Here is a 14,154-nt window from a genome sequence, read left to right as displayed (position 1 = left end):
CGATGCCGGTGTATTCTTTCGAGGGCATCGTGCCTGTGGTCGATCCCACGACCTTCCTGCACCCGACGGCGGTACTGATTGGGGACGTTACCATCGGTCCGCGCTGCTATATCGGCCCGAACGCGTCGCTTCGCGGGGACTTTGGCCGCATCACGGTTGTCGGTGACGCCAGCGTGCAGGACAACTGCACACTGCATACGGGCGCCGGCTCGGACTGCATTGTCGGACGCGGCGCGACCGTCGGCCATGGCGCCATCCTTCACGGCTGCGCGGTGGGCGAAAACGCGCTGATCGGCATGAACGCGGTCATTCTCGACGGGGCGGTGATCGGCGACGACAGCCTTGTGGCGGCACTCAGCCTCGTCAAGAACGACGTGGTGACACCGCCACGAAGCCTGATCGCTGGCAATCCGGCAAAGGTCATCAAGGAAATGCCTGAAGAGGCGATCCGGTGGCGCAACAATGGCGATGGCGAATACCAGCGCCTCGCCGACCGGTCGCTTGCCGATCTTCTGGAATGCGAACCGCTCCGGGTGCCGGAGCCTAACCGCAAGCGCAATGCCGGCCAGGCGCGTGCCGTGCGGCTGTCGACCAAGACCAAGTGAGAAGGACTGACATGTCGGGGATCTGCGAAAACAGGGTTGTGATCGTCACCGGCGCGGGCCGGGGCCTTGGCCGCGCCTATGCGCTCGGCCTGGCGGCCGAAGGCGCCAAGGTCGTGGTCAACGATCTCGGCGTCGGCACGCATGGTGACTCGACAGTCGAAACGCCGGCCCAGCAGGTGGTCGATGAGATCAGGGCGCTGGGTGGCGAGGCGGTCGCGAACTATGACGACGTCGCCGATTTCGAGGCGGGCGGACGCATCGTCAAGGCCGCGCTCGACGCTTTCGGCGACCTGCATGCCGTGGTCAACAATGCCGGCTTCGTGCGCGACCGCATGTTCGTGTCCTGTACGCCGGAAGAGTGGGATGCGGTGCTGCGCGTGCATCTGCGCGGCCATTTCTGCGTCAGCCGCCATGCCGTCGACCACTGGCGCGCTCAGCAGAAGGCCGGCAAGACCGTCGATGCCCGCATCGTCAACACCTCGTCAGGTGCTGGCCTGCAGGGCAGCGTTGGCCAAAGTGCCTATTCGGCGGCCAAGGGCGGCATCGCCTCGCTGACGCTGGTTCAAGCGGCGGAATTGCGCCGCTATGGCATCACCGCGAACGGTCTGGCGCCCAACGCGCGCACACGCATGACCGAGACAGCATTCGCCGAGGCGATGCAGGCCAAGGACGGGGAATTCGACATCTTCGCGCCGGAAAACACCGCGCCGCTGGTCGCCTGGCTGTGCAGCTCGGCCTCGGCCGACGTGACTGGGCAAATCTTCGAGCTGATCGGCGGCAAGATCCGCGTGACACTGGGCTGGAACGACGGACCCGAATTCGACAAGGGCAGCCGCTGGGATGCCGCCGAGCTCGGCGCCAAGATCAAGCAGCTGGTGGCGGAGCGCCCGGCGCCGAAGCCGGTTTACGGCTCGTAAGCCAGCCAGACTTCCAGGCATTTCAAAGGGCGTCGGGAAACCGGCGCCCTTTTTTGCTGTCCTGCGGACGCTCGACTGACCGGGCTGAAATGAAACGGGACGGCGACGTGCCGTCCCGTGATTGATTGCAAGCCTAAGGCGTCGGGCATACCTCGAGGCTGAAGGGCCGGCGGCTGCGATCAGGCGTCTTGGGGCATTTCTTCGCGCAGAAGATTTTTCAGCACCTTGCCCTGGGGGCTGGTGGGCAGCGACGGCCGGATTTCGACACTGCGCGGGCATTTGTAGTTGGCCATGTTGGCGCGCGACCAGTCGATGATGTCCTTTTCGGTGGCGCTCGTGCCCGGTCGCAGCACGACGAAAGCCTTGCCGACTTCGCCGAGGCGCTCGTCTGCTACACCGATGACGGCGACGATGCCGATTGCTGGATGGGTGCTGAGCATGCGTTCGATCTCGGCCGGATAGCAGTTGAAGCCGCCGGTGATGTACATGTCCTTGAGGCGGTCCTCGATACGCAAATTGCCATCGGCATCGAAATAGCCGACGTCGCCAGTGTGCAGCCAACCCTCAGAGTCGATTGTCTTGGCGGTCGCCTCGGGGTCGTTGAAGTAGCCCTTCATGACGATATAGCCACGGATGACGACTTCGCCCGGCTGGCCGTCGGGCAGGAAAATCCTGTCGTCGCCCATGATGCGGACTTCGACGCCGGGTGCTGCCTTGCCGGCGGTATTGGCGATGACCTCGTCGGGATCGGTTGCCAGGCACATGGTGCCATAACCGCCGCATTCGGTGAGGCCATAGCCGTTGACGACGCCGGCAAAGCCCAATTCCTCGCGCATGCGCCGGATCAGGATCGACGGAACGACCGCGCCGCCGGTGACGCCGAGGCGCAACGATTTGGTGTTGAATTTCGCCAGTTCCGGATGCTGGAGCATCCCGTGGAAGATCGCCGGCGGGCCGGGAATGACGCTGATCTTTTCTTCCGAAACGCGCTTGAGGATTTCACCGGCGTCGTAGGTGAGATGCGGCATCAGCACGGCGCCGCGCATCATTGAAACGATGGCGCCGGAGCGGTAGCCGAAGGCGTGGAAGAAAGGGGGGATCACCAGGATACGGTCGTGTTCGCGGATGCCGACGCGTGTCGCCCATGCGTCGATCGCCTTGAGGCACTGTTGATGTCCGTACATGACACCCTTGGGATAGCCCGTTGTGCCAGAGGTGAAGAGCATGTCGCACAGGTCGTCCGGACCGACAGTCGCCTCGCGTTCGGCAAGCTCCGCGTCGCTGATGCCGTCGCCAGCGGCAACGAAGCTGTCCCAGTCAAGGTCACCGCCGCCACGCGTGTCGCCGATGACGACGACCTGGCGCAGGATTTCGCGCGTTTCCGCCTTGAGCTGGTCGGGGTAATAGGTGCCCAGGAACGTGCCGGCCGAAAACAGCATCGAGGTGCCGCTGCGCTTGACCAGTTCGGCGATCTCGGCGCCCTTGAAGCGGGTGCTGGCGGGGATGAGGACAGCGCCGGCAGTAACCAGCCCAAGCGCTGTGGCAAACCATTTCCAGGTGTTGGGCGCCCAGATCATGATCCGGTCGCCTTTCTGCACGCCGGCTGCGATCATCGCCTTGGCGACGCGGCGGCGGACGGCGTCAAGCTCGACGAAATTCAAGGTGATGCCGTCCTCGACGGCGGTTCGCGTGCCGTAGACTTCGGCCGCGCGCGCGCAGAGGTTTGGAATGGTGGTGAATTTCCAGTCGGCGTCTTCTGATATCATCTGGCTACCTGTCCGGCGGGGACGATTTGGCTGGGCGTGTCAGTGCCAGCCGGGCTAGTTTGGCGGAAACATAGGCATCGGAGGCCGTCCGGCATCGTCCGAAGGGACGAATAAACCCGCCGGTGATGGACTTAAAGGCGTGTAGGACCACGCGCAACGGCAGACGCAGGCTTGGAGAACGACATGAGCAGTGCCACACAACCGGCTTCGAGCATTTTCGAGGGACGTGTGGTCGTCGTGACCGGCGGCACCAAGGGCATCGGCCGTGCCATCGCCGAAGGATTTCTGGGCGCGGGCGCGACTGTCGTTGTCTGCGCGCGTGGCGAGCCCGACAGCTTGCCGCATGCCAACGGCCGCCGCGCGATCTTCATGCAATGCGACGTGCGCACGTCCGCTGCTTGCAAGGAACTGATCGACAGGGTCGGAGAAGAGCATGGCCGCGTCGACGTTTTGGTCAACAATGCCGGCGGCTCGCCATATGTTGAGGCGGCGACGGTTTCGCCACGGTTTTCGGACGCCATCGTCAATCTCAACCTCATGGCGCCGCTCTATCTTTCGCAGGCTGCCTATCAATGGATGGCCAGGCTGCCGGTCGGCGGCAACATCATCAACATCGCCAGCGTTTCGGCCCGGCGTCCTTCGCCAGGTACGGCTGCCTATGGCGCAGCCAAGGCGGGGCTGCTCAGCCTGACGACCAGCCTGGCGCAGGAATGGGCACCGAAAGTCCGGGTCAACGCCATCGTTGTCGGTCTGGTCGAGACCGAGAAGGCCGACGAAACCTACGGTTCGCGCGAGGCGCAGCAGGCAATCGCCGCTTCGGTGCCGATGCAGCGCATGGGCCGTGGCGAAGACATAGCCCAGGCGGCTCTTTATCTGGCCGGGCCAACAGCGGGTTTCCTGACCGGCACGACGCTCGAGGTCCATGGCGGCGGCGAGACGCCGCTGTTTCTCGACCTCATCAAACGCCACGCCAAGCCGGACGCGAGCTGAGCGCTGCGCCGCTGGTTCAAAGCAATGGTCCTTATGGACGATGTTTGCGCCCACCTTTGAGTGGAAGGGCGGGTAGGGATTTTGAGGAGACGATCATTATGAATTCAACGCCCCGCAGCCGGCGCAGGCTCGCCGCAGCCCTGATGTCCTTCACCACGCTTGTCGGTGTCAACGCCGCACAAGCCGAAGAGACGATCAAGATCGGCGGCATCATGTCGTTGACCGGTGCTGGTGCCTCGATCGGCAAGAATGCCGAGATCGCCTGGAAACGCGCCATCGACGACATCAACGCGTCGGGCGGTATCTTGGGCAAGAAGGTCGAGCTGGTTCTGGCCGACACCATGACCGACCCGACGCATGGCGTGAGCGAAATGCGCCGCCTGGTCGAAAGCGAAAAGGTGCAGGCCGTGGTCGGTCCCGCCACCAGCCAGGAAACCATGCCTTTGATGCCGATCGGCACGGAAGCGAATATCGCGCAGGTTTCAAGCGCCGCCTCGACCCAACTGACGCCCAAGGTCGGGCCGTATCATTTCTCGACCTCGCCGATCGGCGAGAACCAGATGATCCCAAACATCGCCTATGCGCTCGACGTGCTGAAGCTCAACAAGTTGGCGCTGATCTCGGACAATGGCGGCATGTCGAAGGCGGCTGTCGCCGACATCGTCAACTACATGAAGGCCAAGGGTGTCGAGCCTGTTGCCATCCAGGAGTTCGCCTTCCGCACCGAAGACATGACCCCGCAGCTGTTTTCGCTGCGCGGTTCAGAAGCGCAGGCGGTGTTGCTGATCAATTCGATCGGCGACGACTCCAGGAAGATGCTTGAGAACCGCTACGACATCGGCTGGGACGTGCCGGTGCTGGCGAGCCTGACCATGACCAACTATGCGGTGGGCAACGCGGCAACGATCGGCGCCGAGCCGTTCGAAGGTGTCTACGCGGTGCAGTTCGAAGGCATGACCTATTGTGCCGGCGATGCTCTCGGTGAGAAGGAGTTCGCAAAGTTCGCGGCCAAGGCGAAGGCCGATATTCCCGATCTCGACCGCATGGGCGGGCCTTCGGCGCTGACGCCTTACTACATCCAGCCCTTCATCATGGCGGCTGCGATGAATGGTTCTGGCAAGACCGATGGCAAGTCCATTGCGGCCTGGATCGAGGCCAATGCCGGCACCATCAAGACACTGACGGGCAAGCTGGCGGCAAGTGCCGACAACCATTTCCTGCCTTCGGTGGAGAGCCTGAAGGTGGTGAAGAACCCCTATCTGCTGCGCGAGGACGGTCTGGTCGAACGCGCCGACTGCGCCCAGTAGCCACAACAGTACCTGAATTTCAAAAAGCGCTGCCGGATTCCGGTGGCGCTTTTTTGTTTGGAGGTTGGTAGAAGGTTGGATGTTATAATTCGTATTTAGAACAACATATTATTGTTATTTTCTATCTTGAATAATCAGCTCTGCAGCGCGCCAGGCGAGGGCCATGACCGGGCCGTTGGTATTGCCTGAAACCGGTGCTGGAATGACCGAGGCATCGACGACACGAAGGCCGTTGACGCCATGGACGCGCAGGCGTTCGTCGACCACAGCTTCGGCGTCTGTACCCATGCGACATGTGCCGATGGCATGCAGGCCGGAGACGAATGTGCCGCAAAACGCATCGAGCAAACCTTCGTCCGTTTCCACCTCGGCCCCTGGCCAGATTTCGTCTTTCACGTAGGGACGCAGGGACGGCTGGACGACGAAGTTTCGCATGGCCCGCATCATCGCAACCGCCGTGTGGCGATCGCCTTCGGTGGCGAGCCAATTGGGCTTGATCAGCGGCATGTCGCGCATATCAGGCGTGTGGATGGAGATATCGCCGCGGCTCTCGGGACGCAGCGCATATCCGATGATCGTCAGGCCGGGTTTGCCCTCCAGCTTGAGTTTGCCTTGCAGCAGGCCGCGCGCGAAGGTGTAGGGCGAAAGCGACAGCTGAAGGTCGGGATATGCGACGTCGGGTGAAGAACGGACGAATCCGCCCATCTCGGAGGCCCCAAAACTCATCAGGCCCGTGCCCGCGAGATAATAGCGCAGGACCTCGGCCACGAGACGCAGGCCGCGCAGGCGCCCATTGTGGCCAGGCAGGCCGTTCAGGCGGTAAGGCAGGGCGACGACGAGATGTTCGGCGAGATTCTTGCCGATGCCCGGCAATGCCTTGACGACATCGACGCCAGCCGCCGCAAGCACGTCTGTCGGGCCGATGCCCGAGACCTGGAGCAGCTGGGGCGACTGGATCGCGCCACAAGCGATGATCACTTCGTGCCGGGCGCGCGCGACTTGCCTGCGCGAGCCGCTGTCGCATTCGACAGCGACGGCACGACGGCCTTCAAAGAGGATACGCGTCGCCTGCACGCCAGCGCGTACGACAAGGTTCTTGCGCTTCATCGCGGGATGCAAGAAGGCGCGGGCAGCACTCATGCGGCGGCCATCATGGCCGACTGTGTGGGCATAGATGCCGATACCTTCACGGGTTTCGCCATTGAGGTCGTCGAGCCTAGCCAGCCCCAGCGATGCGCCGGCTTCGAAGATGGCATTGCCGAGCGGATCGGCAAGTGGCCGCATGCTGACTTCAAGCGGGCCGTCGCCCCCGCGAATATCCGTTCCGCCGAGCTGATGGTTTTCGATTTTGCGGAAGACAGGCGCCATGTCGGACCAGTTCCAGCCGCTCACGCCAAACTTGCGCCAACCGTCGTAATCTTCTGGCGCACCACGACAATACAGCATGCCATTGATCGAACTGGAGCCACCGATCCCGCGGCCACGGGCCCAAACCTCGCCTTCGGGACGACCCGCTTCGGGTGCGACCGGGAAGTTCCACGAGCGCTTGGGATGCCTGGTTAACTTTACCCAGCCGCGTGGCATGCGCACCAGCGGATGCAGGTCGGACGGGCCGGCTTCGAGCAGCAAGACGCGATGCGTGGGGTCTTCGCTCAGCCGGTTGGCCAGCACGCAGCCGGCTGATCCGGCGCCAATGATGATCGTGTCGAATTCGCTCATGCGGCGATGTCTGTAAATCAGGAACGTTATCGCATCCCACAAACGAACTAAGCGGGGAAAGCCCACTGAACGTCGACGTAACGAATATACGCTAGTCCGCATGGACGATGTCGGGATCGGACGCGGTCTGCGATCTCTTGTCCATAGTCGGCAGGCTCTCCGTGGTGTGCCGGCCTCGTGCGCATGCCGCCGCGCATACCGGATCGGCGGCAAAAGATTTCGTTTCTCGGGAGGAAACATATGAAGAAGTCCATTTTCGCGGCGGCATTGCTGCTGTCGACCGCCCTGAGCGCTGCCGCGCAGGATGCGCCGAGCGTCAAGCTGGGCGTGCTCAACGACCAGAGCTCGTCCTTCTCCGCGCTTGGCGGCACCGAGGTCGTTGAAGCGGTGAAACTCGCCATTTCGGATTTCGGTGGTGAGGTGCTCGGCAAGCCGATCGAACTGGTTTCGGCCGACCACCAGAACAAGCCGGAAATAGCGTTGTCGATCGCCCGCGAATGGCTGGAGCGCGACAATGTCGACGCGCTGTTCGACGTCGCCAACTCGGCAATTGCGCTTTCCGTCAACACGCTGCTTGGCGACCAGAAGAAGCTTGGCTTCTTCGTCTCGCCGATGACCGACAAGATGACCGAGGCCGATTGCAACGGCTATGGCATTGCCTGGGCCTATGACGCCTATTCGCAGGTGCGCTCTTCGGTCAGCGCCCAGCTCAAGGATGGCGGCGAAAGCTGGTTCATCATCTCGCCCGACTACGAGGCCGGCAAGGTGCTCGAGGCGAGCGTCAAGACCGCTGTCGAGGAAGAAGGCGGCAAGATCCTGGGCGCCATCCGCGCACCGCTCGGTACGACAGATTTCTCGTCCTACATCCTGCAGGCGCAGGCTTCAGGCGCCAAGGTCGTGGCACTGACGGTCAATGGTCCGGAACTGGTCAATGCGCTCAAGCAGGTCCAGGAATTCGGCCTGATCGACCAGGGCCAGCGCGTTGCGCTGACCGTGCTGCACCAGTCGGACGCACGTGCCATCGGCCTGGAAGCGCTGAAGGGCATCCAGTTCGCATCGCCGTGGTACTGGAACACCGACGATGCATCCAAGCGCTTCAAGGAAGAGATGCAGAAAAAGACAGGCAACGCGCCGGGCTGGGTTGCTGCTGGCGCCTATTCGGCAGCCACCAACTACCTCAATGCGGTCAAGGCCGCCGGTACCGACGAGCCGACCGCCGTGCTCGCCAAGATGCGCGAAGGCAAGATCAACGACATGTTCGCACATAATGCGACGCTGTTGCCGAACGGCCGGCTGATCCACGACACCACGCTGCTTCAGGTGCGTGCGCCGGGCGAGGCTGCCGATCCGCAGGACGTGTTCAAGGTCGTGACCACCGTTCCGGCCGACGTCGCATTCCGTTCGATCGACAAGAGTGCCTGCAAGCTGGGCAAGAGCTGAGTTCTATTGCCGGGCCGTCGTTTGATGGCCCGGCAATGCCTTTGGGGAGTGCACCTTGCCTGGCTATCTGATCTTCGACATCGAGGTCACCGATCAGGCGGCCTATGACCATTATCGCGCGGTGGCCGGGCCGATACTCGCTGGCAGCGGCGGACGTTTCGTGTTGTCGAGCGACCGCATCGAAAGCCTCGAAGGTGGCTGGGAGCCGGCATCGATCTCGGTCGTCGAGTTTCCAAGCGCTGAGGACGCGCGGCAATTCTACCGCTCTGACGACTACCAGAAAGTCGTGGCACTCAGGCAGGTAGCGTCACGCGCCAAGGGTATTCTCGTCGACGTTTAGCGGCCGGCGAGCGCGGCATCGCCGCATCATATAAAGCATTCGGGAGGACAAGGTGCGACAAGGCACTGCGGACGACTATATCATCGAGGCGTCTGGGCTGAGCCGGTATTTCTACGGCTTCGCGGCCGTGAAGGACGTCGACCTCAAGGTTCGGCGCAACACCATCCACGCCCTGATCGGCCCGAACGGTGCCGGCAAGACCACAACCTTCAACCTCATCACCAAGTTCCTCGCGCCGAGCGAAGGCACCATCCGCTACAATGGCGAGGATATCACCGCGCTGAAGCCGGAAGAGGTGGCGCGCAAGGGCATCGTCCGCTCGTTCCAGATCTCGGCGGTGTTCCCGCGCATGAGCGTGCGCGAGAATGTGCGCATGGCGCTGCAACGGCCGCTCGGCACGTCCTACCGCTTCTGGCAGAGCGAGCGCACGCTTGGCGTGCTCAACGACCGCATCGACGAACTGCTCGACGCCGTCGGCATGCTGTCTTATCGCAACCACGTCGCGGTCAACCTGCCTTATGGGCGCAAGCGCGCTTTGGAGATCGCCACCACGCTGGCGCTCGATCCCGAGATGCTGTTGCTCGACGAGCCGACCTCGGGCATGGGCCACGAGGACGTCGACCGCATCGCCGAGCTGATCCGCAAGGTGTCCGCCGAGCGCACGATCCTGATGGTCGAGCACAATCTGTCAGTGGTCGCTGCCCTTTCCGACACCATCACCGTGCTGGCGCAGGGGCGCGTGCTTGCCGAGGGCGATTACGAAACCGTGTCGCGCGATCCGCGCGTGATCGAGGCCTATATCGGTGGTGCGGATGACTGAGAACAATAACAAGGTGGTGCTCGACATCGCCGACCTGCATGCCTGGTATGGCGAGAGCAAAGCCCTGCATGGCATGAACTTCGACATCCGCGAAGGCGAGCTCGTCACGCTTCTGGGCCGCAATGGCGCTGGCAAGACGACAGCACTTCGCTGCATCATGGGGCTGGTGCGCAAGAAAACCGGCGCGATCAGCTACAAGGGCGAAAACCTGACGCAGAAGGCACCGGAAATCGTCGCTCGCCGTGGCATTGCCTATTGCCCTGAAGAGCGCGGCATCTTTTCCAGCCTTTCTGTCGCGGAAAACCTCGAATTGCCGCCGGTGATCGCCCCGGGCGGCATGAGCGTCCAGGAAATCCTCGAGCTATTTCCCAATCTCAAGGCGCGCTGGTCGAGCCCGGGCACCAAGCTGTCGGGCGGTGAACAGCAGATGCTGGCTATCGGCCGGATCCTGCGCACCGGCGCAAAGCTGTTGATCTTCGACGAGCCGACCGAAGGCCTCGCCCCGGTCATCGTCAAACAGATCGCTGTGGTGCTCGAAAAGCTCAAGGCGAGGGGCTTCACCATCCTTCTGGTCGAGCAGAATTTCCGCTTCGCCTCGAAGCTCGCCGACCGGCACTTTGTCGTCGACCACGGCAAGGTCGTCGAACGCTTCAGCCGCGACGAACTCGCCGGCAACGAAGCCAAGATCCAAGCTTATCTCGGGGTGTGAGGCCATGATGGACCTGATTGGCGTTCCGCCTGCACTGCTTTTCGGCCAGCTTCTCGTCGGCCTCATCAATGGCTCGTTCTACGCCATGATGAGCCTTGGCGTGGCGATCATCTTCGGCATGCTGCGCATCGGCAACTTCGTGCATGGCGCGCAATACATGCTCGGCGCCTTCGGCGCCTGGTATCTGCTGCGTTTACCAGAACTGTTCCCTGGCCTCGGCCTGCCGTCCATCGGCTACTGGTGGGCGCTGGTCATCGTGCCGCTCGCCGTCGCCATCATCGGCGGCCTGATGGAGCGCATCTTCATCCGCCGTGTCTATGACCTCGACCATGCCTACGGGCTGTTGCTGACCGTTGGGCTCGCCATGGCGATCGAGGGCGCGTTCAACGTCCATTATGGCGCTGCCGGGCAGATGTACGGCGTGCCGGACTCGCTCAAGGGCGGTATCAATCTCGGCTTCATGTTCCTGCCGATCTACCGCGCCTGGGTCATCGTTGCCGCAATCGTCGTCTGCTTCAGCACCTGGTATGTGGTCGAGCGCACCAAGCTCGGCTCCTATCTCCGTGCCGCGACCGAAAATCCCGACCTCGTGCGCGCCTTCGGCATCAACGTGCCGCGCTTGCTGATGCTGACTTACGCCTTCGGCGTCGGCCTCGCCGGTTTCGCCGGTGTGATGGCAGCCCCGATCTACCAGGTCAGCCCGCAAATGGGGCAAGGCATCATCATCACCATCTTTGCGGTGGTGGTGATCGGCGGCATGGGCTCGATCTTTGGCGCCATTGTCTCGGGTCTGATGCTCGGTGTCATCGAAGGCCTGACCAAGGTGTTTTATCCGCAGGCGTCGGCGACGGTGATCTTCATCATCATGGCGCTGGTGCTGATCTTCCGTCCCGCCGGGCTGTTCGGCAAGGAAACCACCAGTCACTCGGTCGCCGACGTTTCGTCCGGCCGCGCCGGCAGCTTCCTCGAAAACGGCAAGCTGTGGCTCGCCGTCTTCACCGTCGGCGGCATCGCCTTGCCGTTCCTTGTCTATCCCATCATGGGCATGAAGATCCTTGTGCTGGCGCTGTTTGCCTTGGCCTACAACCTGATCTTCGGCTATGTCGGCCTGCTCGCCTTTGGCCATGCAGCCTTCTACGGCACATCGGCCTATGTGACGGCGCATGCGGCTGCTGCCTGGGGACTGCCGACAGAGCTGTGCATCCTGATGGGCGTTGCGGCTGCAACCGCTGTCGGCGCGCTGTTTGGCTGGCTCGCGATCCGCCGGCAGGGGCTGTATTTCGCCATGATCACGCTGGCGTTGGCCCAGATCATCTACTTCTATGCCATTCAGGCACCCTGGACGCATGGCGAAGACGGCATCCAGTCGGTGCCTCGCGGCACGCTGTTCGGCGTGATCGACCTCTCCAACACGCTGAACATGTATTATGTGACGCTGGCGGTGTTCCTGGCGGGCTTTGCCTTCGTCTACCGCATCATCCATTCGCCTTTCGGCCAGACGCTGAAGTCGATCCGGGAGAACGAGCCGCGCGCCATTTCACTCGGCTATTCGACCGACCGCTTCAAGCTGATCGCGTTCACCTTGTCGGCGATGCTGGCAGGACTAGCGGGTGCGATGAAGGCAATCATCTTCCAGCTCGCCTCGCTCGCCGACGTGTTCTTCATGACCTCGGCCGACGTGCTCTTGATGACGCTGATCGGCGGTGTCGGCACGCTGCTCGGGCCTGTGGTCGGTGCGGCGGTGCTGGTTACCCTGCAACGCGAACTGGCGACCTTCGGCGCCTGGGTGGTGGTGATCCAGGGCGTGATCTTCGTTCTTTGCGTGCTGTTCCTGCGCAAGGGCGTGATCGGAACGCTTGAGGAGTTCCTGGCCAACCGGGCTGAGCGCAAGACGCAAGGCGCTGAGCGGACCGAGGCTGCGGCCAAGGCAAAGGTGACGCAATGAGCTCGCCGTCTACCCTCGTCATCGGCATGGGGCCGGGACTCGGCCAGGCGCTCGTCAAGAAGTTCGCGCGCGAGGGTCATCAGGTCGCCTTTGTCGGCCGCCGCGCCGAGGCGATCGCCCGCTACGAGCAGGAGCTTCGCGCGGAAGGTTTTGAGGTCACCGGGTTTGTCGGTGATGCCGGCAGGCCCGAGTCCATGGACAAGGTGCATGCCGCCATCCGCGAACGATACGGCGCACCGGAAGTGCTCATCTACAATGCGGCGATCATCGAGCCGGCGCGGTTCGTGACACCGTCGCGCATGGGAGAGGTGAAATACGGCACCGCTGATGGCTGGAAAGCGCATGGCGAACCGGCCAGCGTTGACTACCTCGTCGATGCTTTCAGAACCAATGTCGCAGGGGCATTGCATGCCGCGCAGACGGTTGCGCCCGACATGATCGAACGCGGCCGGGGCACGATCCTGCTCACGGGTGGTGTGCTCGCTTTCGGCCCATGGATCGAATGGGGCGTGACCTCGCTCGGCAAGGCGGCGCTGCGTAGCCTTGGCCTGTCGCTTGAAAAAGAGCTGTCGGAGGCGGGCGTGCATGTCTGCACCGTCGCCATTCACGGCACCATGCAGGCGGGCACGCCTTACGATCACGATCTGGTGGCCGATGCCTATTGGCGGCTGCACACCCAGCCGCGCGCCGAGTGGCAGCCTGATTTCCACTTCCGCCAGGGTGCGGAGGATGGCGGCGACCCGGACGCATTGTCATGACAGCACCTGCTATCCGGCTCGACGGCAAGCGTGCGCTGGTCACGGGTGGCGCCAGCGGCATCGGCGAGACGGCGGCTAAGCTGCTGCACGATCTCGGCGCCGAAGTTGTGATCGCCGACCTTGGTCGCGAAAAGCTGGACGAGGCGCAGGCACGAACGGGTGCCAAGGCCATCACGCAAGGCGATGTATCAAGCGAAGCCGACAGCGAGCGGATGGTCTCAGAAGCGATCGCTGCGCTGGGCGGGCTCGATCTCGTCTTCAATTCGGCCGGCATCGGCGACGATTTGCTGCCAGTCCACGATCAGTCGGTCGAGCGCTGGCAGCGTATCATCGACGTCAATTTGCGCGGCACCTATCTGATGTGCCGGGCGGCGGCGCGGCCGATGCTGGCCCAGAAGCACGGCGCCATCGTCAATGTGTCGTCCATCGTCGGGCTCGGCGGCTTTCCTCGCCGCTCGGCTTATGCGGCGGCAAAGGCCGGCATCAATCACCTGACGCACACATTGGCCTGCGAATGGGGTCCTCGGGGCATTCGCGTCAACGCGATTGCGCCTGCCTACACCCGCACGCCGATGGTCGAGGCGCTGCTCGAGCGCAAGGCATTCGACCCGACAATCTTGGAAAAGCGCACGCCGCTCGGCCGCCTGGCGCGACCGGAAGAGATGGCGCAGGCGGCGGTGTTCCTGCTGTCGGACTGGGCGTCCTACATCACCGGCGTCGTGCTGCCGGTGGATGGCGGCTGGAGCGCATTCGGCGGCGCCGGAGATGTGGCGAGCGCCTGAAAGCTCTCCAGCTTTAGACTAGAAAAATCATACAACATTATAATCTATAACAAAAA

The 14,154-nt window shown here is 62.9% G+C and carries 13 protein-coding genes and 1 pseudogene; 12 read left to right on the top strand and 2 right to left on the bottom strand.

The features are described from left to right. Positions 1–2: 2 nt before the first annotated feature. Both AC1RTB_RS01905 and AC1RTB_RS01900 read left to right on the top strand, forming a co-directional pair. Complete coding sequence (locus tag AC1RTB_RS01905; protein WP_492876638.1) at positions 3–605, top strand: gamma carbonic anhydrase family protein; 603 nt, start codon at positions 3–5, stop codon at positions 603–605. Between the two features lie 11 nt (positions 606–616). Next, on the top strand, positions 617–1,522 hold the full coding sequence (locus tag AC1RTB_RS01900) for an SDR family oxidoreductase (protein ID WP_492876640.1): 906 nt from the start codon (positions 617–619) through the stop codon (positions 1,520–1,522). Positions 1,523–1,701: 179 nt separating this feature from the next. On the opposite strand, the gene AC1RTB_RS01895 is transcribed toward AC1RTB_RS01900, so the two are convergent. Further along, positions 1,702–3,288 (bottom strand): FadD3 family acyl-CoA ligase, encoded by a 1,587-nt coding sequence (locus AC1RTB_RS01895; protein ID WP_492876642.1) that lies wholly within the window; start codon positions 3,286–3,288, stop codon positions 1,702–1,704. Between the two features lie 183 nt (positions 3,289–3,471). On the opposite strand from AC1RTB_RS01895, the gene AC1RTB_RS01890 reads away from it, so the two are divergent. Both AC1RTB_RS01890 and AC1RTB_RS01885 read left to right on the top strand, forming a co-directional pair. After that, the gene (locus tag AC1RTB_RS01890; protein ID WP_492876644.1) at positions 3,472–4,278 is read left to right on the top strand and encodes an SDR family oxidoreductase; all 807 of its coding nucleotides are present in this window, start codon (positions 3,472–3,474) and stop codon (positions 4,276–4,278) included. Between the two features lie 98 nt (positions 4,279–4,376). Beyond that, positions 4,377–5,585 carry an ABC transporter substrate-binding protein gene (locus AC1RTB_RS01885; RefSeq protein WP_492876646.1) on the top strand — a complete coding sequence of 403 codons (1,209 nt, stop codon included), beginning with the start codon at positions 4,377–4,379 and terminating at the stop codon, positions 5,583–5,585. Positions 5,586–5,699: 114 nt separating this feature from the next. On the opposite strand, the gene AC1RTB_RS01880 is transcribed toward AC1RTB_RS01885, so the two are convergent. Further along, positions 5,700–7,304 (bottom strand): GMC family oxidoreductase, encoded by a 1,605-nt coding sequence (locus AC1RTB_RS01880; RefSeq protein WP_492876648.1) that lies wholly within the window; start codon positions 7,302–7,304, stop codon positions 5,700–5,702. 240 nt (positions 7,305–7,544) lie between these two features. Here AC1RTB_RS01880 and AC1RTB_RS01875 point away from each other — a divergent pair, with 240 nt between their 5' ends. The 8 genes and pseudogenes from AC1RTB_RS01875 to AC1RTB_RS01840 all read left to right on the top strand — a co-directional run bounded on the left by AC1RTB_RS01875 (position 7,545) and on the right by AC1RTB_RS01840 (position 14,098). Continuing rightward, complete coding sequence (locus AC1RTB_RS01875) at positions 7,545–8,744, top strand: ABC transporter substrate-binding protein (RefSeq protein ID WP_492876650.1); 1,200 nt, start codon at positions 7,545–7,547, stop codon at positions 8,742–8,744. A 55-nt stretch (positions 8,745–8,799) separates the two neighbouring features. Then, the gene (locus AC1RTB_RS01870; protein ID WP_492876652.1) at positions 8,800–9,084 is read left to right on the top strand and encodes a DUF1330 domain-containing protein; all 285 of its coding nucleotides are present in this window, start codon (positions 8,800–8,802) and stop codon (positions 9,082–9,084) included. Positions 9,085–9,136: 52 nt separating this feature from the next. Next, positions 9,137–9,904, top strand: a complete 768-nt coding sequence (locus AC1RTB_RS01865; RefSeq protein WP_492876654.1) for an ABC transporter ATP-binding protein — start codon at positions 9,137–9,139, stop codon at positions 9,902–9,904. Continuing rightward, on the top strand, positions 9,897–10,613 hold the full coding sequence (locus tag AC1RTB_RS01860) for an ABC transporter ATP-binding protein (RefSeq protein WP_476801085.1): 717 nt from the start codon (positions 9,897–9,899) through the stop codon (positions 10,611–10,613). Before AC1RTB_RS01865 ends, AC1RTB_RS01860 begins: the two co-directional genes overlap by 8 nt. Positions 10,614–10,617: 4 nt before the next feature. Continuing rightward, positions 10,618–11,526 (top strand): annotated as a pseudogene (locus AC1RTB_RS01855) (branched-chain amino acid ABC transporter permease); the annotation flags it as partial. Positions 11,527–11,652: 126 nt separating this feature from the next. Further along, positions 11,653–12,558, top strand: coding sequence for a branched-chain amino acid ABC transporter permease (locus tag AC1RTB_RS01850; protein ID WP_492943793.1), 906 nt, complete (start codon positions 11,653–11,655; stop codon positions 12,556–12,558). Continuing rightward, entirely contained in the window at positions 12,555–13,316 is a 762-nt protein-coding gene (locus AC1RTB_RS01845; protein ID WP_492876656.1) for an SDR family NAD(P)-dependent oxidoreductase, read from the top strand. Before AC1RTB_RS01850 ends, AC1RTB_RS01845 begins: the two co-directional genes overlap by 4 nt. Then, on the top strand, positions 13,313–14,098 hold the full coding sequence (locus tag AC1RTB_RS01840; protein WP_492876658.1) for an SDR family NAD(P)-dependent oxidoreductase: 786 nt from the start codon (positions 13,313–13,315) through the stop codon (positions 14,096–14,098). Before AC1RTB_RS01845 ends, AC1RTB_RS01840 begins: the two co-directional genes overlap by 4 nt. Positions 14,099–14,154 lie beyond the last annotated feature (56 nt).

Source organism: Aminobacter sp. GW821-FHT11F06 (genome assembly GCF_058808215.1).
The sequence above is the reverse complement of the archived record's forward strand: the minus strand, read 5'-3'. Positions and strand labels throughout refer to the sequence as shown.

Bases quoted from the DNA above. Each gene is read 5' to 3' on its own strand.
- AC1RTB_RS01860 (WP_476801085.1), top strand. From the start codon at position 9,897: ATGACTGAGAACAATAACAAGGTGGTGCTCGACATCGCCGACCTGCAT.
- AC1RTB_RS01905 (WP_492876638.1), top strand. From the start codon at position 3: ATGCCGGTGTATTCTTTCGAGGGCATCGTGCCTGTGGTCGATCCCACG.
- AC1RTB_RS01845 (WP_492876656.1), top strand. From the start codon at position 12,555: ATGAGCTCGCCGTCTACCCTCGTCATCGGCATGGGGCCGGGACTCGGC.
- AC1RTB_RS01850 (WP_492943793.1), top strand. From the start codon at position 11,653: ATGGGCATGAAGATCCTTGTGCTGGCGCTGTTTGCCTTGGCCTACAAC.
- AC1RTB_RS01885 (WP_492876646.1), top strand. From the start codon at position 4,377: ATGAATTCAACGCCCCGCAGCCGGCGCAGGCTCGCCGCAGCCCTGATG.
- AC1RTB_RS01880 (WP_492876648.1), bottom strand. From the start codon at position 7,304: ATGAGCGAATTCGACACGATCATCATTGGCGCCGGATCAGCCGGCTGC.
- AC1RTB_RS01890 (WP_492876644.1), top strand. From the start codon at position 3,472: ATGAGCAGTGCCACACAACCGGCTTCGAGCATTTTCGAGGGACGTGTG.
- AC1RTB_RS01875 (WP_492876650.1), top strand. From the start codon at position 7,545: ATGAAGAAGTCCATTTTCGCGGCGGCATTGCTGCTGTCGACCGCCCTG.
- AC1RTB_RS01900 (WP_492876640.1), top strand. From the start codon at position 617: ATGTCGGGGATCTGCGAAAACAGGGTTGTGATCGTCACCGGCGCGGGC.
- AC1RTB_RS01895 (WP_492876642.1), bottom strand. From the start codon at position 3,288: ATGATATCAGAAGACGCCGACTGGAAATTCACCACCATTCCAAACCTC.
- AC1RTB_RS01840 (WP_492876658.1), top strand. From the start codon at position 13,313: ATGACAGCACCTGCTATCCGGCTCGACGGCAAGCGTGCGCTGGTCACG.